Genomic DNA, 19,460 nt, shown 5'->3' with positions numbered 1-19,460 from the left:
ATTTTTCTCGGTTTTTAGAGCAACTTGTAATTTTTCTTTTTGAGCGGGTTTCAAATAATTTTTGGCTGGCATATTTTTTTCGTTTTTCGGATTTCCTATTTTAATTATACCCTATTTAAATGCCGAACAGCTTATTACTTTTCTGATTACATGGGTAATCTTGGTTTAGGAATAGCAACGGAAACCCAATATTACATCTATTCAACTCATGCTACTCCCTTATATGCTTTTAACTATGCAATTTCTAAGCAAAGCCACCTTAAAAGCTTTGTTGGCGGTGTATTTATAGAATCCAATAACCAGGATACTAGCAAGTTAACAACAGTAGCAATTTTCTGTGAATCGAAATCTCCTGGGATGAAACATCCTACTCCTCCAGTTTTAAGCAATGGTGTACTAGGATGTGGAATGGGTACAAAAAGAGTAGACTCTTATGATTCAGAAAGGTCTACGACTTTTGGAGAAGATAGCAAATTAATTTATGAATCGTTAAATTATGCCCAAAATGGCAAATATACCCAAGCGCTAAATAGGGCTAAAACGCTACAAAATGATGCAGCTAAAGACAATGTATTCGCTGCAATTATACACGAGTTAATAGAAGCCAAACAGTATGAGCAAGCCATTCAAGTTGCTAAAACCATTGAAAACTTCTGGGTAAAAGTCAGTATCTTGGATACAATCGTGCGCGAGTTAGCGGCGGCGGGGAAATCTGATCGCGCCCTGGCAATCGCTGAAACCATCCAATCGTACTATGGTGGTAGGGAGAAAATGTTGGACGCGATCGCGAACTATGGAAATGATTAGTCAGCAACACCAGTCAGGTTTACATTGCCCTAAGCCTCTTCCTTCCGAAAGAGAATTAAGCCCTGAACTAAAGTTCGGGCTAAAAGCTTAAACCCGTTAAAACGGGTTCAAACGCTTCCCCAGTAAGCTTTAGCTTACTTTAGCTTTGAGCCGGAAATTTATTTCCAGGCTCTCAATGTCAGCGACAGAGAAATAAGCCTGTACAGCGATCAATGAAACGGGGAGGAACCAATCAATGACAATAGTTCATGACTGACTATTGACTACCGTCATGAACCTGCCAATCGTCTATCACCCCGACTACGTTACCCCCCTTCCACCCGGACATCGTTTTCCCATGTCCAAATTTGGCAAACTCTGTGAACTCCTCCTCGCCGATACGATTGTCACTCCTGAACACATCCACACTCCCAACTCCCCACCCAGAGAATGGATTCAACTCATCCACACCCCTGACTACATCCAAGCCTACTGTAACGGTACACTTGACCCGAAAGCCCAGCGCCGGATTGGATTACCCTGGAGTCCCGGCTTAGTAACGCGAACCTGTACGGCGGTTGGCGGGACAATTCTGACGGCTCAACTTGCCCTGACTCATGGTATTGCTTGTAATACGGCGGGAGGAACTCATCATGCGTTTCCCAGCTACGGATCAGGCTTTTGTATCTTTAATGATTTGGCGATCGCAACTCGTGTTCTCCAGACTCTGGGATTAGTCCAAAAAATCCTAATTCTTGATTTGGATGTTCATCAAGGAGATGGTACAGCGTTTATTTTCCAAAATGACTCCACTGTCTTTACCTTCTCGATGCACTGTCAGGTCAATTTCCCCGCCACTAAACAAAAAAGTGATCTTGACATTCCTCTCCCTGTGGGCATTGATGACGATGCTTACCTACAAACCTTAGCCCACTATCTCCCCGATATCTTGTCTGACTTCCAGCCTGACTTAGTTCTCTATGATGCTGGAGTAGATACCCACGCCTGTGATCGCTTTGGTAAGCTAGCCTTAACCGATACGGGAATTTACCGCCGTGAAATGCAGGTACTCAGCACCTGTATCGCCGCAGGTTATCCTGTCGCCAGTGTGATTGGAGGTGGCTATGGAGATGATATGAAGGCTTTAATCTACCGTCACTCTCTCCTCCATCGTGCCGCTAATGATGTTTATCGTCATCTTGTGTGAAGGGAACGGGGAACAGGGAACAGGGAACAGGGAACAGGGAACGGAAGATTTGACCAATCGATTGAAACCCTACTCTTGCTTATGCTCAAGATTAGGATAATTCAAAATTTATAATCAATCGCTCTCCACTGATACACTTGAAGAGTTAAGAGGTTGCTCTACCCAGCTCTAGGAGATACTGTGCTGCTATCGAAAGGTTTTGAAATTGAAATGTATACTGGCACTCCCCTTGGGGAGATTGTCGGTCTTTCTGATCGGATTGTGGCATCCTTGGATGGCTTCATGCGGGAACCGGATACCCGCAATGTCGAATATACCACTGCTCCTTTATGCTGCTATGACCGCCTCTTATGCGCTTTGGTACGCCCACGCCAGCACCTCCGCGCTTATCTGAAAACTCTGGGAAACTACACCCTGATTCCCGGCAGTACCCTGTCTCTAGGGGGGAGCGATCGCTTCTACCGCTCTGATCCGCAAAACCCTTATCATGACTACATTGAGCAAACCTATGGCAGTAATGTGGTCACGGCTAGTGTTCATATCAATGTGGGCATTTCTGACCCAGAACTGTTGATGCAAGCCTGCCGTCTGGTACGAGTAGAAGCGCCCTTATACCTGGCGTTAAGCGCATCATCTCCCTTTCTCGACGGACAAGCCACAGGATATCACTCCACGCGCTGGGCGATTTTTCCCCAAACGCCGTCTCAGGTTCCCCTATTTGAAAGCCATGCTCATTTTATTGAGTGGACCGAAGCCCAACTCGAAGCCGGAACCATGTGTAACGTGCGCCATCTTTGGTCATCGGTTCGTCCCAATGGTAATCGACGCCCTTATGATTTAAATCGTCTGGAATTGAGAATTTGTGATTTAGTCGTTGATCCGATTGCCCTGCTGGCGGTAACTGCCTTACTGGAAGCCCGTTTAACCCAGCTTTTAAATGATCCGAGTCTTGACCCTCTCTACGGGAGTCACGTATCAACTCGCGCTGCTGACTTAGTAACCCTCACCGAAGCTAACGAAATGGCAGCTGCCCGTTCTAGCTTAGATGCAAAACTCACCCATTGGCAGGATGGCAGAACGATTTCGGCAAGGGAATGGATTGATGAACTCTATCAAGAAGTTTTACCCATTGCCAAAGCGAAAGGCTTCAGTTGCTTCCTCTCGCCCCTGAAAAAGATTCTCCGCCAAGGGAATACAGCCGGACAGTGGTTACAACTGCAATCTGTGGGCTTTGACACGCAGCAAATTCTCAACCGAGCGATTCAAGACATGGCGGAACAAGAAAACGAACTTGAAGATAAATTGTGTCAGGCTTTGGTGGCTTAATAACCAGAAGGGATGATTTGTCAAGACTGTTCGGGCGAAAAATTAAAATATCTAATCAGCTTCTCCCCAAAAGCTGATATTAAAAAAACATATACTATCACAATTTCCAATGGGTCTAATCCAATTCATTCAGTCTCCCTGAGTGTGTAGGGTAGGATTGAAAAGAGGTTTGAGGTTTTATGCTTAGGGTTGTCTTAGTTTGCCCCCAAATTCCGCCCAATACAGGCAATGTCGCCCGTACCTGTGCCGCTACAGACACGGAGTTACACCTCGTTGGACCCTTGGGATTTGAAATTAGCGATCGCTACCTCAAGCGAGCCGGACTTGATTATTGGCCCTATGTCAAGTTTCACTACCATGAAACCTTGGAGGCATTTAATCAGGTTTCCCAAAAGCTGGGAGGGCGATGGATTGGTTTCAGCACTTCTGGGCAATACAGTTATGTTCAATTCCAATTTCAACCCAATGACTGGCTGTTATTTGGCAGCGAAACTCAAGGGCTGTCCCCATCCGTTTTAACCCGTTGTGGCTCAACTGTGGTTATTCCAATGACACAAACCGGTGTTCGCAGTTTAAATCTTTCCGTCAGCGCGGCTTTGGGTTTGTTTGAAGCACGGCGTCAATTGGGATACCTGATCTAGGAAGACCATTCCCGGATAGCGTTCAAGTATTTAATAAGAAGAAGCTTCCACCTTCAGCAGCCGCTAATTCCTGAGACTTGGCTTGACCTGAAGCATTTAAGCGTACAACAAGATACTACATTTATGTAGGCTGCCGTATATATAACTTTATTTAATCGGATCAATGTTTAATTAAAATTAATTAAAATTTAACAAGTTCCCCCTTTGTGCAGATGGCATCTTCTCAATTTATCTCCGCCAAAAAATTAATCAGGCGGAATTCAGCTATCTAGAATACGGAAAAGCCACTCCTTTGATAAGAAATTTCTATACAAAAGAGTCCTGCCCAATTGAGGCGGATTGATAGATTTTAATCATCCCAATTCGGTTGCCTCAGGAGCCTCAAACCCTATCTCCGCAAGAGGAAGCGCAATTTTAGCAGAGGGGAAGTCACCGACAACAGCGTTCCTAACCCGGGGAAGCTTGGGTAGACTGTACGGTTGTTCTTTACCAAAAATTCACGTAAAGTGCCGTCTGTAATCGTTAACTGCTAAGCTATCGGTTGCTAGACTATGAGCTTGAGCTCTATACAGTTGCTAAATCCTGCGATCACCGGATAGTCTGGAAGGCTGAGAAAGCAACAAACCGACTTTAGAGTTCGGTTTGAAACTCTAGCCCTCTTCCGGAGAAAAGCCCGTCAAGTCTGTATGTTCTATGCACAACCCTTGACAAAAACCGCCCGACTATCAACTGTGTCTCGTTGATCAAGTATGAAAATATATTCGTCCAGAGACAGCGAGTTATGGCTTAATAAAGGGTGAATCGAGCGGTGATCGTCAACAACTAGAAATTTATCCAGTCAGATTAGCTTGTCTAAATCAAAAAAGCAGGGTACTCTTGCCTAAGTATGTTCACTGTCCGTGATCTAAATCACATTTTAGGGTGAGATCCCTCATTGACTGGGAAAACCATTTAGGAACTGTTCAGTGCTCGTCACACACTAGGAGGTCGTTTTTGAAACGGACATTTACGCAGAAGGTTAAACAGGTTCCTTCGTGTGCAGCCAACTCCGCCCACTCCTTTGAGGCTTTGTTGAAGCTTTCTGGGGAGAAGCCGCCAGTCGGCGCAACCATTCCGACCGAAGGCAACCGCAGAGCTAGGACTTCTGCTGCCATGATTGGATTGGCAATTTCCATGGGAGCTTCCAGCTTGTTGTTACCCCAACAAGGTGATGAAGCCTTAGCCTTGGAACCCATTGCCTCTGAGCCAACGCTGACAACTTTGCCTGTTGGCGTGTCAACGCCTGCGTCTGTGCCAACAGAAAGCGAACCAGACGTTGTTGCCCAGCTCTCGAAACTGCCGCGAGCTACACCAGCTCCAACCCCAGCCCAATCGCCAGCCCAATCGACACCTGTCGTACAACACAATGTACAGGAAGGGCAAACGCTATGGGAGGTTTCGCAAACCTATAAAGTAGCTCCAGAAGCGATCGCGGCGTCGAATTCTGTCCAACCCAACGCCAATCTTGCAGTTGGACAGCCGCTAAAAATCCCGACCGTGAACGGTATTGTTCACGAGGCTAAACCGGGGGAAACGGTCAAATCCGTATCCAAATCTTACGGAGTCGAGCCAAATCAGTTACGGAACTCTACCGGGGTATCCGCATCCGGTCAGCTCAAAACGGGTGAATCTGTCACCGTTCCGGGTCAGGTCGATGACCTGCTCAAGGCGAGACAAGATGTTGCTGTTGATAATTTAAAGCACAAACGGAACCGCTTAAATGACAGTCTGGCGGAGTTGAGGTCTGAGGAGTCCATCAACCGAACAGCAACAGCAGCGACGCCATCGGCGTCAGCAACCCGTCTCCCAGGGGCAGAACGTACCCCAGCGTCAGCGGCGACGAATTCTAACAGTCCTATTGGTATCCCAGTTCCCACTCCGGAAATTGCGGCATCACCGACAGTAGACTCAACGGCGGTCAATCAATCTCAATCTCCCGTCGTTATTCCGGTTCCGACACCAGAAATTGCCGCCTCACCGACGGTAGAGTCCTTAGGGGTTAATGGATACCAGTCACCCGTAGTGATTCCGGTTCCCACTCCAGCCTCCGAAGCCGCCTCAGGATCAGAATCCAAAGCGGCTCGCTCATCGGAATCGTCTGTGGTGATTCCGGTTCCCACTCCAGACACAGCCGCGTCTCTGGCGATTGAGGAAAACACACCGAAGCCATCACCCTCATCCGTGGTGATTCCGGTTCCTACGCCAAGTCCAGAGCATTTGACCTCACAAGAGGTATCGGAAGACCAAACACCGATCACCTTCCCCAATTCAAAGCTGGAACCCGTCACAACGCCAGAAATCACTGCTCAACCCCCAACACCGCAGCCCGTGGTGATGGAAACGGTGGTAGCCAATAGAGCGGCGACGAATACTTACGAGGTTAAACCGGGAGATACGGTAGACGCGATCGCACGTCGCTATGGTTTATCCCGTTCTGAATTAATTCAAGCGAACGGCTTAAATAATCCCAACCTGATTCGGGTCAATCAACAACTCACCATTCCCACGCCGCCATCGGCTGAGTCATCTGAGCAACGAGTCACGTTTTTACCGGGGATTCAGGAGCAATCCAACAATTCAGTTACTCGCTCAGTCCAACCAGAGGTTGAAGCACCCAGAGTCGTTGTTCCCACCACAGCAACATCCGCCTCACCGATTACCCCAACAGTACCAACATCTCAACCGCCAACCGCTTCATCAACTGTTCTTGCCCAATCCTCCGTTGGTGAAAACGCCCCAACCAATACCCCTATCGCATTAGAGGCGAAACGGAATCAGCCCGCTAATGCCGGGGACAACCCCTACGTTGAACGTTTGAGGGCGGATATTCTGAGAATGCGGGCAGAATATCGCCGTCAGCAAACCACGGGTCAGACTCGTTCCCCGAGCGAAGTGGTGGTTCCATCTGCGCCAGTTGCGCCGAGTGTAGCTGAGCAATCAACACCCGTTAGGGTCAATCCGGAATTCAATCCACAGCGGTATGAACAGGAAACTCAATCGGCTTCAGTTCCCATCGCAGTACCGCCACCTGCGGCAACTCCATCTGAACCGAAGGAGCAGGTTGTAGCCGCCGCCCCAGCCCCACCAGCAAGTTATAACCCGATGCTGCAAACCCCGGTTGGGACAACGGTTGCACCTCAATTGCCTCCTCTGTCCGCTCCGGATATGTACTTGCCGGACAGCCCTGCCCCATTTAATGGCTATATTTGGCCCAGCAAGGGGGTTTTAACCTCTGGCTACGGGAGGCGTTGGGGACGTATGCACAAGGGGATTGATATTGCGGCTCCTATTGGTACACCGATTGTGGCAGCTGCCCCTGGTGTTGTCGTCACCGCTGGTTGGAATTCCGGTGGCTACGGCAAATTGGTGGAAATCAAACATCCGGATGGTAGCTTGACCCTCTATGCCCACAACCATCGAATTTTGGTGCGCCGGGGTCAAGAGGTTGACCAAGGGCAACAAATTTCGGAAATGGGTAGTACGGGTTACAGTACCGGACCCCACTTGCACTTTGAGGTTCATCCAGGAGGACGCGGAGCCGTTAATCCAATGGCTTTTCTACCCGATAAGCGGTAGTTGGTTCTCCTAGCGACAGAAGTGTGTAGAGGCGTTGCCTGCAACGTTTCTTCTGGCGGGACACAGCTTAAATGGTGTAGTTAGATTCGGTTGGGTTTCGACTTCGCTCAATCCAACCGAATCTAGGGCTAAAGCCCTGACTACGAACCAAGTCTTTCGGGTTCAGAGAAACCCTTGATATACCGTAGGGTGGACACTGCCCACCAGCCTTAAGTCAGTGGCATTCATCTGGGATAGATGTTGGAAAAGGTGCTTGTGTTCACGTAAGCTTTATGCTAAATTAAGGAGGCTGTGAAAAAAAACGGCTCAGTAGCTCAGTGGTTAGAGCAGGGGACTCATAAGCCCAAGGTCGTTGGTTCAAATCCGACCTGAGCCATTTGTTAGAAACATTATAGAGTAAGCTTTTCGGGGAAATAGCCTTAGTTACGGTAGGACTGTTCCCCTGAATTTTTATTGATTTGACTATTGACAAGGACTTAGTAACCCTCACAAAGTCCATAAGATCAAGACTCTGAGCAGGATATAGCCTACTCAGGGTATTCTTATAGGGTGTCTAAGTCCTTACTCAAATGCCTATTGACCGCGATAAAAACAAGCAACTCAAAGTGACGATACCAAATGACCTCCACAGGAAGCTGAAAATTATCTCTGAAAAAATAGGTATTCCGATGGCTCAGATGCTATTGCAGTCAGCAGTAGAAAAGTATAGAGAGGAGTTGAAGGAACTTGAACAAGAAGAATAAAGCAATTATCTCCTAACTTGCTGATAATTTAACAAAATAACTCCTATAGCTTTATTGGTTATAGGATTTTTTAAACCTCTCAACCTGCATTGATGGAGCTTGATTTGCAGTAAACGGATATATTTGATTCAATTTTGGCATAGAAGCTGGACAGTTTGCATCAATTAATACAAAAAAAGCTGATAGCGTCGATAAGGTTAACCTGAGATTAACCCAGACAGTATAAAACCTCTGGAACAAAAAATTCCAGGGACAGTTATTTTGTTGGCGAATCTCACAAAAAACTCTATCTGGTGTGAGAGACGAACGTGAATCAACCTAAAGTTTCTAGGATTGCCTTACTGAATGTTCCAACAATTTTAGGGATAACAATTTGGGTGTCTACCGCCGCGATCGCAGGTGAACCTACCCGAAGGGATAATACCCAACAGCCGAGTTCAATTGCCCAAACGCCCCTGAATCTGGAAATTCCGGTTCCAGATGCGGCGCTGGAGACGGAGGAATTAAACCCATCAGCGACACCGGAAACCCCTGTACCCTCCCTAGAATTGGACGCTAGGGAAAATCAGGGAATGGAACAAATAACCAACGTTTCCCAACTGCGAGATGTTTCTCCGGGAGACTGGGCGTATGAAGCCTTGCGATCGCTAGTTGAACGGTATGGCTGTATTGCTGGATATCCTGATGGCACATTTAGGGGTAATCGGGCGATGACGCGCTATGAATTTGCGGCTGGATTAAATGCCTGTTTACAGCAAATTGAGCGTTTAATTGGCAACGTTCCCGATAACATTGAAGGATTGCCCACTCTACGACGTTTAATTGAAGAATTTGAAGCAGAACTTGCCACCTTAGGAGCGCGGGTTGATAATTTAGAAGGTCGAGTGGCATTTTTAGAAGACAATCAATTTTCCACAACCACAAAACTATCAGGGGAAGTTATCTTTGGTTTGGCGGATGCGTTTGGGGATGAAGTTGGTGATGATGTAAATACCGTTTTTCACGATCGCGTTCGCCTCAACTTCCTGACTAGCTTCACCGGGAAGGATATGCTGCAAACTCGTCTCCAGGCAGGTAACGCTGCCCTACTCCTGGCAAGAAATGGTGTAACCTTTGACGATGGATCACAGTTTACTCAAGAAGGGCGCTTTACCTACGATGGTGATAACGGCAATGATGTGATTATCGACATTCTGCGCTACCGCTTTCCCCTGGGAGACAAAGCCACAGTACAAATTGTGGCAAATAATGGCTTACACCACTACTACGTGGATACCGTTAACCCTTTCTTAGAAGGCTTAGCCGGGGGTTCTAATGCCATTTCCCGCTTTGCTGAACGCAATCCCATCTATCGAATTGGACCCTTTGGCGCAGGGGCTGCGATCGCGCTGAAACCCAGTGATAATCTGAGAGTAGATTTGGGCTACATTTCCAACACCGCCAGTAATCCTGGAGAGGATAATGGGTTGTTCAACGGGAATTATTCCGGAATTGCCCAAATTGTTTATGGCAGTCGGTTTAAAATTGGATTAACCTACGTCCATGCTTATGACGATGGCAGTTTTAATGATGGAGATGGTGCCAGACGCTTTCTGTTAGGTGGAACAGGTACAGCCTTTGCTAATCTCAATCCGGCTCAATTAGCAAATGCAACCAATTTATCAGCCGATACCCTCAGCACTCCAGTTGTCAGCAACTCTTACGGAATAGAAGCCTCCCTCAAATTTAGTCCTAGCTTTTTGGTTAATGGCTGGGTTGGTAAAACTGACGCCCGTTTAATTGGATTAGGTGATGCTGATATCTGGAATTTTGCGTTAGGTTTAGTTTTTCCTGATTTAGGAAAAGAGGGGAATTTAGCTGCCATTGTTGCGGGTGCAGAACCGACGCTGAGAGGATTAGACGTTCCCGGAGGAACCAACAACTTTAATCGAGATTTTGCTTATCATATCGAAGGGTTCTACAAATATCAAGTGAGCGATAATCTCTCGATCACACCGGGTATCATTTGGTTAACCTCTCCCAACCAAAATTCTGATAACAGCGATGCCGTGATTGGTACAGTGAGAACCACATTCACTTTTTAATTGTTGCTGGCAGATCCCCGACTTCTTGAAGAAGTCGGGGATCTAATACCAAATCCGCTTAAGTAACTCACTTTATCACTTGTGGACTTTTTCCCTGGGTATCAAACTCTTAGACAAATGACAAATGACGAATTACTTCTTCGCTGTACTCGCCGACGGTAGCGAATGACCCGCATTCGGATCAAAGGAAGGAAATGGTGCCGTTCCACCTAAATACGTGGGTAGAATTCCATCCCATTTCTTAATCATTTCCTCTTGCAATTCTAACTCTCGCAAACGAATCGTTAAAGGAGAAACGGTTGAAGCTTTAATCCGAGAAGCTTCGGCTTCTCCCCTCGCTTCAGCAATTTTTCGCTTAGATTCGGCTTCGGCGACTTCAAGCTGTGCTTTAGCAGCTACGGCTTGCTGTTCAGCTTGGAAACGAGCCGTTATTTGGGCTTCAATGGACTCGTCAAATCGAGGCTTACTGACAAACCCGACGGAATCAAACGTAACGCCAACAGCACCAAATTTATTGTTCAAGCAAGTTTGGACATCTTTGAGTAATTGTGCCTGCTTATTTCCCACAATTTCTTCAGGTTTCAAACCAGTAGCTGACTGGTTAAAGCAATTACGGGTTTCGCTGCGAACTAAAGTGGCTTTAAACTGTTCCGGATCTTTCAGATACTTCCCGTAAAAGTCTTTAATTTTCTGGGTGTTGAAAAAATACGACAGGGAAACATCCGCATTAACCGTTGTACCACCGACACCAAAGCTGATGCTTTCATCAACTGGAGAGCCTTCTTCCGTTGAAGCCGTTAAGATATAATACTGAACGTGGTCTGGAAAAACGACGATTTCCTCAGTGTAGCCATTATACCAAACCTTTCCTGTACTAATCGTTGCATTTTGTACCCCACGATTTTCACCATAAAGCTCGACTTTTAGTCCGACATAGCCAGCAGGTATCCGCTTAACACTGCTTCCAGGAACCGCACCACAACCCGATGCAATAATTGCTAAAGCAGCCGTTATTCCAGTAAGTTTAAAGAAACGACGAGGTAGATTTTTCATAGTCTTTAATGGGTAAATAAACCTGTCTGAAGTGCCAATCCTATTCAGCACAATATTGGAGAGGTTACAAGACAAAAGTTTAAAAGTTTGGTTGAATCATGCCATTCTAGGTGTCTCTACATATCGTGCAACTGATGAAGAGATAAAATTAATGATTTCTTCAGTTGACATCCAAAAGTTCAACCAAGGAAACATCACAATCTGGGAAAGCTTCTTTTATCTGCTTGTGTCGAACTTGAGCATTATGAAGTCTTGCGGCGACATGACTGACAGAAACTCCCGGTACAACGAGTAATCCCACGACGTAATAACTGACGCCTAACCAAACTTTTTGGTCACTGGGAGAACTAACTAGATTTGCGGCATTACCTAAAATCCAAAAACAGAAGATAAGATCGAGTGTGCCTATTGCTATCCACTTTGTTAGGGTTTTCATGAGTTTTGAGCGAGATAATCAATTCTGGTATTAGCCTAAATTAACAGCGGTTATGCTGTCCTCTTGAACAACCAGAAACAATGTTTAATTTAATTCTTATCTCAATTATCTATACTCATTTATACACAACGAACAGATGTGTATGAACACTCACAAGTCGGTGTTGCGTCCACAAGCGTGTATCGGTATAAGTGTAGTCAGACACAATTAAAGTTGAGTGTGAGGACAAGGGAACAGGGAACAGGGAATAGTAAGGATTTGACGCTGGTTAAGTAGTCGTTTCAGCTATTTAAGCGAAAAAAGTAGGGACAATTCATGAATTGCCCCTACAGATGGTGGTTTGACGGTAAAGCAAGTGTCAGTTCTGTCTGAGTCTCATTTCTCTGAGTAAATCGCGGCGAACCTTCACCTTCGCGCCTTTATAACAGAAGTCGTCAATCTACAGGCTGATTAATTCGTCTTGCCCGCACAAGGATTCTCTTTAGCAGCACAAGGATTCGCTTTACCCGCACAGGGGTTTTCTTTCGCCGCACAAGGATTAGCCTTACCCGCACAAGGGTTTTCTTTACCCGCACAGGGATTCGCTTGAGTTTCAGTCCCGCCTTCGGGACCCGGCTTTGCCGCACAGGGATTACCACAGCCCGTTGCTAGCCCCAGACCTAGAATAGAGGCAATGGTGAGTGTCGCAATGTAGTTAACTTTCATTCTTTTCTGGTTTCTATGATACAAGGATTGGTACGTCATCGCCCAGAAATCTGCCGGGGCTTAGGCAATACTTAACCCTAAGAAGCTTAAATTCCCCTTAAAAACAGCTTGGAATTCGCTGAGACTGTGGTCAAAGATTGCTGGTTGGATTAGGCAGGTTCAGGATAAACCTGGATTTTCTCAGGAAAAACTCAGATTTTCCCTAAATTAATTTGTCAAAATTGACGGTATGGCGAAACCTGATAAAAAATTGCCCCTGATTATACTCTAGCTATAAAATAAATGATGGAAAGTAGTGATTGGTTAGTAACAGAGAATGGAGACTGTCTAGCCTGTAATCTCCAAGAGAGTGAAATATCTACAGGCTATTATCGACTTTATCGATTTCTCACCGATGTAGAAGATATTCTCGAATCCACCAAAGATGATCGCCAACGCCTAGAACAAATTCGCCCGTTAGTCCGCCGTTTACTGACGAGTTCCTACTGGTTACAGGGGGAATATCGCGAACCGAATCCCGATACAGGGTGGTCTGTCTTGATGCTGTATGATGAACCAGAGTTCTCCTTAACTGTGCAGACGGTGGTTTGGTTACCCGGACGAGTCTCTCCGATTCATAATCATGCCGCTTGGGGAGTGGTAGCGTTAATTAGTGGTGAAGAAAAAAATACATTTTGGCGACGGACTACGGATTCAGAATTTCCCGATCGCATCGAAAAGGTGGGTGAACAGATTCTGGTTCCTGGCGATATTATCAGCTTTATGCCTGATGCGATTCACCATGTAGAAGTGATGGGAGAGGAACCGACGATTACATTTAATCTTTATGGAAAAACAGATTATCAGCAACGATTTGAGTTTGATCCGATTACTCACACCGCTAAAAACTTCTAATCTGGCGTGGCACAGCTAAAATAGTGGCATAGATTTGACAGTTATAGCGCTTCGCACTGGTCTAGTTACACTTTGTTTGCACGAACATCCCATCTGGACTCAGCTTCAGAGAAGGGAGTTGTAAATACACCAGCGCGACCTGCTATAAATCAGGTAAATCAGGCGCAAGCAACCTATTGTAGGGACACGGCATTGCCCATTGGTGTCAACTTAAGCTGGTTTGTACCCATCAGGAGACAGAGATCGATGGTAAAATGAGGCTTTCAGCTCTCGGTTGAAGGGTGTGAAGACTGGAGGCGATCACGTTGGCTCTTTGGGTTGATTGTTTACCTCTCAAATGAAAAGGCAATTATAAAGGTTTGAGGTATTGGGCAAAAACAGTGAATTGAGTTTATGCCAGATAATGTCTTGAGGGTGAAAGAAGTAAGCTGTCAAGAAAACCCAACAGGATTAAGAGCTTTAGCTCTTAGTACGAACCTGAATCAGGGCGGGTTTTGTTGTTCATTTATCGGTGAATATTTGAATTTAATGGCTCAACCCGCCCCTACAGTGGTTAAACCCAGCCCTAGAATTTAGGCGTTGACTTTATCCAACAGATTAGACGCGATGAATTCCCATTCTTGGCTCAATTCACCGTTAAATTGTGACTGTCCACTGCGTCTGTACCAATAACGGGCATTGCTTAAGTCACCTTCTTCGCGATGAAGATAAGCATGAACCCATGCACTATCACTATCGCTGGCATTCTGCACGATATCATGCGCTCGGTGCCAATCCCCTCTTTTGTCATACCACAACGCTTGCAGCGCTTTGGGTAATTCAGAAGGACATTTTTCATGTTTCGCCGTTAATTGAGTAAATTCATCCAATATCATAGTTCTCATAAAATTCCACATTTATACTCATCAGCTTGATCTATTATAAAATTTGTTACCCCATAAGACAAATTACATCGATTCTCCCAAACGATCGCGGATTTACCGATAGCGACTTAATGACTATTGCCACAACTATAAATTCGCTGACAATTGGCTATTGTTATACGGAGAAGTCTAAGTAATTGGGGTGAGTGCGTTGTGGGGACAACTTGAATCTTATTTTGGTCAACTTGATGCTCAATGAATTGAATCAGTAAATTATTGAAGTAGCTGGCACAAATGCTTCTGCATGAATCGGAATATCTGTCGCTAGTTATGCTAGCTGTGATACAACAGGTTGAGAAGAAATAAAAGGAATAGGGCGGTTTATGGTAAAGACCGCGCAATTATGAACTGGCGAAGACAGCGCAACTACAAGCATAACTATGAACGAACACAAAAAAGACCCACTGGAGGTCGTGGGTCGTCTAGTCTAGTGCAACGCCTTTATACTACCGACTGTAAAATGGGAGAGTATTGGTCTAGCTCACAGTGTTCTAGTGATTTTAAAGTGACCTGGTGCGATCGCGATATCACAGAACTTGTTTCCTCACTCCCTTGACTGCTGTACTGGTGTTGCGTTGACTGGCATGGGGATGCACCGACTAAGGAGAGCGATCGCCGTAAACCTGTTCAAAGTGAGCATCAATCGGTTCACAAAAGTTAGTCACGCCTTGGCTCAGAGCAGACATCAGGACTGGTGTTGCTAGAATCGCCGGAAGTAGGGGTGTCCCTGCTAAGTATTCAATCACCTGAGAATAAGAGCCATTGAGCAATTCTTGGCGAAATTCCGGCTTACAAATAACCGCACGGCATTTTTTGGCTAAATCGTCTAACCATCGAGCATTATCGCTTTGGGGTTGTTGTCCGGCTCGAATCGCGAGTGCGATCGCGGCGTCTTCTAAATCCCCCTCGCAATCCTCAATCGCATCCAGCGCTTGCATCGCTTCGGGGTTATGGGAAAGCTGAGAACGGAATTGGGCAATTTCTTGAGAGGTCACAATAGTCATAGTTTATTTTGGGCAACTTACCCAGCCTGGAACAGGGTTTTGCAACTATAACTATTTTCGTCTATTGCACCGTTGAACTACCATCAGTAGGGAACCCTTGATCAAGAGTTCCCTACACTCTCCTACACTCTCAACACTCAAAAAGACTATGCGATTACACGCCCAGCAACAGATCACCAATATCTGAACCATTAAGCTGGCGGGCGATTGCCAGTCGAGCTTCCAGTTTGGCAACACTGAACTGATTCCGCAAGTATTCCAAGTTCGCCACAGCGTTCGCCTTTTGATTGGTTAACCGCATGACGGTGTTGAGGGCGTGCTGATATTCCAAATTCACCTCTAGTAGCTCAAATCGACGCGCCTTGCGTTGTGAGTCATTTTTTAACTCAGAATCAAAGGCGATTTGCTTGTCGATACTGGCTTCTAGGCGATGAATGTTAAGTTGCACCGCTTGAATTTGGGAGTCCAAATCATTAACGGTTTGAGCGGCTTGTGCGATCGCGGCGGGGTACTGACTCATGTTCATCGTCAATCTTCCTGTATGAAAGTATCAATCTGGACAATCCTTTATCCGGTTATCCAAGCTAGAGAGTTAACCGACTACGCCACCCATTCCGAAGCTTGGGACTGGACTGTCTTGGTGGCTCCATCCATGGAATTCCTTTGAGGCTGAGGATTTGGGGCTTTCTCTAAAAGGTTAACTTCAATATTCACCTCGACTAAATACGATCCCGATTCGTCCCCCACGGCTTGGGCGATTAAACTGGCAAAATCCGGGCGTTCTGCGGTGATCGGGTGGCGTAGGATGCGCTGTTCCCACTCGTACTCGGCGTTGGGGTTGATGCTGAGGATGTAATGCTTAATCATGGCGACAATCTTGAATGGTTTAGGGATCAGGCGTTCAGGGCGTAAAATCTTTGATAGTTCTATTATAGTACATTTGTACTGTAATGGCGAGGGGTTTTGGGGATTGGAGGTGTAGGGGCGGGTTTTACTGATATAGCAACCGCCAAAGCGGTTAGGACACATCATTTAGTAGAGACGTTCCGCCGGAACGTCTCTACTAAAGGGTAATTTTTGTCGTTTTTGTTACGATTTTTTTGAGATTCTCGTATCGATTTCAAGTACTGAACTGGCGCTCTAGACCAGGCACAAAACTTACGGGATCGCGATTGAGACCTGCCGTTTTGCCTTAGTCCCACGAATGAAACAAACCTTTCTAAGCACTAACTCACCAGAGCAATCCAAAACCAAGAGACATAACCCTCCTGCCCTGTGTCCCATTTCACGTAAGGGTCGCCGCTTCTAACACCAAAATCAACTATTATGCCAGTTGTACCTTCTTCAACGGGTCTAGGCAGTGACGCTTCACGATAGCCAAACTGTCTAAAGATTTTTATCTTAGCTATCACTTTTTTATTTAAGTGAGTTTTGTCCATAACAGTCACCGAAAACCAACCTTCTTTCAAAACTTTTCGACATGACTACGAACCCAGCCCCCTGCAGGGGCAAGCTTGTCGCCGTTCGCGTAGCGGGTATGGGCATTAGCGCATACAGGCGATATAGATTGCGTTTACGTTTAGCCATATTGGGGGGTGTGTTTTTCCATTGTATAGCAGTAAACACATCGATTAGAACTGTCCGCACCATGGTAGAGACGTTGCATGCAAGGTCTCTACGACGCGGATGTGTCCTAACAGCGATGGCGGTTGCTATATAAAAAAAATAAAAGACGTAGCCATGCTACGTCTGTATAAGAATGAATGATGTATTTTGACCGTTAATTGTGTTGCTGAATCGATACTCTATTCCATTTCAGCATACTCTGGCTGAGCGTCGTGGTGACTCTTACCATTTGAGTGACCATTCGACAACGATTGCATCGGTAACGTGTTATTAAACCAGAGCGCTTGCTGCGGCACTGAAAGCAGGATTCCCGCTTCATCAAATGCCGCTTTTAGACGACGGCGAAACTCTCGCGCTACTTCCCATTGTTTCAACGGCTGGGTTTTAATCCACACGCGAATAATAAAACCCCGATCGCCAAAATTATCTACCCCTAAAATGTCGGGTTCATCCAGGATACGCTCCCGCCACATTTGGGTCATAAGCATCTCGTGTGCCACCTGTCTGACCAAATCCAATGCTTTATCAACATCGGCTTGATAGGTAACGGGAATATTTAAATCTGCTCGTGACCAATTACTTGAAAGATTTGCCACAATTCTAACTTCACTGTTGGGAACCGTAATTAATCGCCCCTCAGCATCCCGCAACTGAGTAATCCGTAGATTAATCATTTCCACAAACCCGCCAACATCTCCCACGGTAATCACGTCACCAACGGCATACTGATCTTCTAGGAGAATGAAGAAGCCATTGATGGCATCTTTGATCAAATTTTGCGATGCCAAAGACAAGCCTAAACCAATGATCCCAGCACCAGCTAACAGGGGACCAATGTCAATCCCAATTGCCGCTAACGCTACTAAAAGTCCGATCGCACTAAAACTCAAGGTGATAATATTTTTGGTTACCCCAGACACCGTTGACACACGCAACTGCGATCGCTGGGCGCTTTCTGGCGTCAGTAAATGATTTCTGGCAATGGCAGATGAGAAGCGATCGGTTAAGGCATAAGATAGCCGGATGATCACGTAGGTTCCTAAGCCGACAATACCCACGCGCACGGGAATTCGGAAACTGGCAAGGATCAAGATCTGTAGGGGTCGGGTGTAAGGAAATAGACTTAAAATAAGTAGACTTCCCCCCACCCAGATAACCCCTTGCGTCAGTTGCAGCAGGCGATGTAAAACTTCTTTGACATTTCGCTGTTGATTTTGGGTAAGTTGAGTGGATATTGGTTCGGCGTTCGATCCAGAAGGCTCTAACAGTTGTTTGGAACGTTTTAAGCGGCGTTCCCAACGATAAATGAGTAAGCTGGCAACAATCATGGCTACGCCAGTACCAACGGCAACTCCTACTCGATCCGTCAAAAAATCAGGTTGCCGTTCCTGTTTTGCCTGGGGTAGTTGTTGTTCGAGCTGTTCGATAATTTCGTCGGCTCTAGTCTCTATCGGCACTCCTGTGAGATCAGCGTCTTGATTGGTAACGCTCATCAAACGAACTTCTTTGAACCGATTGTCTTGCTCATCTAGCAGAGAGACGTAAATTTCAGGTAAATTGCTTTGTTGGTCTAGTTCTTGGCGAAACTCTAATTCAGCGCTCTCGTTTTTGAAGTAAGTCTGGCTGATATCCTGTAACCGTTGTTCAATTTCTTGCATTCGTTGGGGGAACTGCGATGTTGGTGCGGCAATCTCGAATAAACAGCGACCGTCGAGCCGGACACATTCGGAAATAACGGCATCCTCTGATGACTGCTTGAGGGGATTCGGAGTCGGTATGTTCACATTGGGTAAACCGGGTATCTGAGCCTGAACTGGAGAGATGACCCAGCCGGCTAACGCAATTGATCCGGCAATTGTCCAAGCTGAAATTCGCATATTCTTCATCCTGATTGTTTACCTGTTACTTTTCTTAACATCCAAGTATATAGACTAAAAAAAAAATTAACAGGAGCGAATTGGAGGCAAAAGGTAGCAAAATGGGCAATATGACTGTGTTTGAGCCGGATACAAATTCTTGATCAAAAAAAGTTATAGCATTGGAGCCAGTTACAAGCAAATACTAACAATCGATACTTTCAAGTTATCCTCCATCTTAGGAGATAGTTTCAGGGAAGTCTCTCAGTGCTAACCTAATCCATCAACTATCTATTTCGTTGAATTGATGCGACGATATATACTCCTGCTCAATCGGCTTTTACCGGAAGCCGTGACTGAAGATGTATTTAAACAACTCCATCAAGAGTTGTCAACCGATGCGAAGTGGACGATTAACTATATAAACTACCCAGACCTGCTATCGCAGAGGTCTGGGTTTTCAGTAGCCCTGAAGTCATCGAACAAGCCAAGTTGAACATACTCAACAGTTCGACTTAACTTGCACGACAACCCCGTGCCTCCAGGCTGGTTTATAGACAG

At 45.9% G+C, this 19,460-nt stretch carries 17 protein-coding genes, 1 tRNA gene and 1 pseudogene; 10 read left to right on the top strand and 9 right to left on the bottom strand.

The features are described from left to right. Positions 1-150: 150 nt before the first annotated feature. From RIG66_RS12805 to RIG66_RS12765, 9 genes and pseudogenes are all read left to right on the top strand, one after another. Positions 151-393, top strand: a pseudogene (locus RIG66_RS12805) (type IV pilin-like G/H family protein); the annotation flags it as partial. Positions 394-408: 15 nt separating this feature from the next. Beyond that, a complete protein-coding gene (locus RIG66_RS12800; RefSeq protein WP_446378556.1) occupies positions 409-807 on the top strand; it encodes a hypothetical protein in 399 nt (132 codons plus the stop codon). 271 nt (positions 808-1,078) lie between these two features. Further along, a complete protein-coding gene (locus tag RIG66_RS12795) occupies positions 1,079-1,993 on the top strand; it encodes a histone deacetylase family protein (protein WP_446378550.1) in 915 nt (304 codons plus the stop codon). A gap of 180 nt (positions 1,994-2,173) precedes the next feature. Beyond that, on the top strand, positions 2,174-3,319 hold the full coding sequence (gene gshA / locus RIG66_RS12790) for a glutamate--cysteine ligase (protein WP_446378548.1): 1,146 nt from the start codon (positions 2,174-2,176) through the stop codon (positions 3,317-3,319). A gap of 179 nt (positions 3,320-3,498) precedes the next feature. Then, entirely contained in the window at positions 3,499-3,960 is a 462-nt protein-coding gene (locus tag RIG66_RS12785; RefSeq protein WP_446378546.1) for a tRNA (cytidine(34)-2'-O)-methyltransferase, read from the top strand. 993 nt (positions 3,961-4,953) lie between these two features. Further along, a complete protein-coding gene (locus tag RIG66_RS12780; protein WP_446378544.1) occupies positions 4,954-7,575 on the top strand; it encodes a peptidoglycan DD-metalloendopeptidase family protein in 2,622 nt (873 codons plus the stop codon). A gap of 303 nt (positions 7,576-7,878) precedes the next feature. Then, positions 7,879-7,951 (top strand) — tRNA-Met (locus tag RIG66_RS12775). 193 nt (positions 7,952-8,144) lie between these two features. Continuing rightward, complete coding sequence (locus RIG66_RS12770; RefSeq protein ID WP_446378542.1) at positions 8,145-8,318, top strand: hypothetical protein; 174 nt, start codon at positions 8,145-8,147, stop codon at positions 8,316-8,318. Between the two features lie 308 nt (positions 8,319-8,626). Next, positions 8,627-10,402 carry an iron uptake porin gene (locus RIG66_RS12765; protein ID WP_446378540.1) on the top strand — a complete coding sequence of 592 codons (1,776 nt, stop codon included), beginning with the start codon at positions 8,627-8,629 and terminating at the stop codon, positions 10,400-10,402. A 132-nt stretch (positions 10,403-10,534) separates the two neighbouring features. Here the strand turns inward: RIG66_RS12765 and RIG66_RS12760 are convergent, their stop codons facing one another. The 3 genes from RIG66_RS12760 to RIG66_RS12750 all read right to left on the bottom strand — a co-directional run bounded on the left by RIG66_RS12760 (position 10,535) and on the right by RIG66_RS12750 (position 12,596). After that, on the bottom strand, positions 10,535-11,455 hold the full coding sequence (locus RIG66_RS12760; RefSeq protein ID WP_446378538.1) for an SPFH domain-containing protein: 921 nt from the start codon (positions 11,453-11,455) through the stop codon (positions 10,535-10,537). Positions 11,456-11,615: 160 nt separating this feature from the next. Then, a complete protein-coding gene (locus RIG66_RS12755; RefSeq protein ID WP_446378536.1) occupies positions 11,616-11,891 on the bottom strand; it encodes a hypothetical protein in 276 nt (91 codons plus the stop codon). Positions 11,892-12,341: 450 nt separating this feature from the next. Then, on the bottom strand, positions 12,342-12,596 hold the full coding sequence (locus RIG66_RS12750) for a hypothetical protein (protein ID WP_446347319.1): 255 nt from the start codon (positions 12,594-12,596) through the stop codon (positions 12,342-12,344). 285 nt (positions 12,597-12,881) lie between these two features. Here RIG66_RS12750 and RIG66_RS12745 point away from each other — a divergent pair, with 285 nt between their 5' ends. Continuing rightward, the gene (locus RIG66_RS12745; protein ID WP_446378554.1) at positions 12,882-13,490 is read left to right on the top strand and encodes a cupin; all 609 of its coding nucleotides are present in this window, start codon (positions 12,882-12,884) and stop codon (positions 13,488-13,490) included. Between the two features lie 572 nt (positions 13,491-14,062). On the opposite strand, the gene RIG66_RS12740 is transcribed toward RIG66_RS12745, so the two are convergent. The 6 genes from RIG66_RS12740 to RIG66_RS12715 all read right to left on the bottom strand — a co-directional run bounded on the left by RIG66_RS12740 (position 14,063) and on the right by RIG66_RS12715 (position 18,920). Continuing rightward, on the bottom strand, positions 14,063-14,365 hold the full coding sequence (locus RIG66_RS12740) for a hypothetical protein (protein WP_446378552.1): 303 nt from the start codon (positions 14,363-14,365) through the stop codon (positions 14,063-14,065). A gap of 647 nt (positions 14,366-15,012) precedes the next feature. Then, on the bottom strand, positions 15,013-15,417 hold the full coding sequence (locus tag RIG66_RS12735; RefSeq protein ID WP_446378534.1) for a hypothetical protein: 405 nt from the start codon (positions 15,415-15,417) through the stop codon (positions 15,013-15,015). Between the two features lie 154 nt (positions 15,418-15,571). Then, positions 15,572-15,943, bottom strand: a complete 372-nt coding sequence (locus tag RIG66_RS12730) for a hypothetical protein (RefSeq protein WP_006101408.1) — start codon at positions 15,941-15,943, stop codon at positions 15,572-15,574. 74 nt (positions 15,944-16,017) lie between these two features. Beyond that, entirely contained in the window at positions 16,018-16,449 is a 432-nt protein-coding gene (locus RIG66_RS12725; RefSeq protein ID WP_446378532.1) for a hypothetical protein, read from the bottom strand. Between the two features lie 194 nt (positions 16,450-16,643). Next, a complete protein-coding gene (locus RIG66_RS12720) occupies positions 16,644-16,865 on the bottom strand; it encodes a hypothetical protein (protein WP_446378530.1) in 222 nt (73 codons plus the stop codon). A 357-nt stretch (positions 16,866-17,222) separates the two neighbouring features. Further along, complete coding sequence (locus RIG66_RS12715) at positions 17,223-18,920, bottom strand: mechanosensitive ion channel family protein (RefSeq protein ID WP_446378528.1); 1,698 nt, start codon at positions 18,918-18,920, stop codon at positions 17,223-17,225. Positions 18,921-19,460: the final 540 nt, after the last annotated feature.

The organism is Coleofasciculus sp. E2-BRE-01 (assembly GCF_040221695.1).
GTDB lineage: Bacteria > Cyanobacteriota > Cyanobacteriia > Cyanobacteriales > Coleofasciculaceae > Coleofasciculus.
The sequence above is the reverse complement of the archived record's forward strand: the minus strand, read 5'-3'. Positions and strand labels throughout refer to the sequence as shown.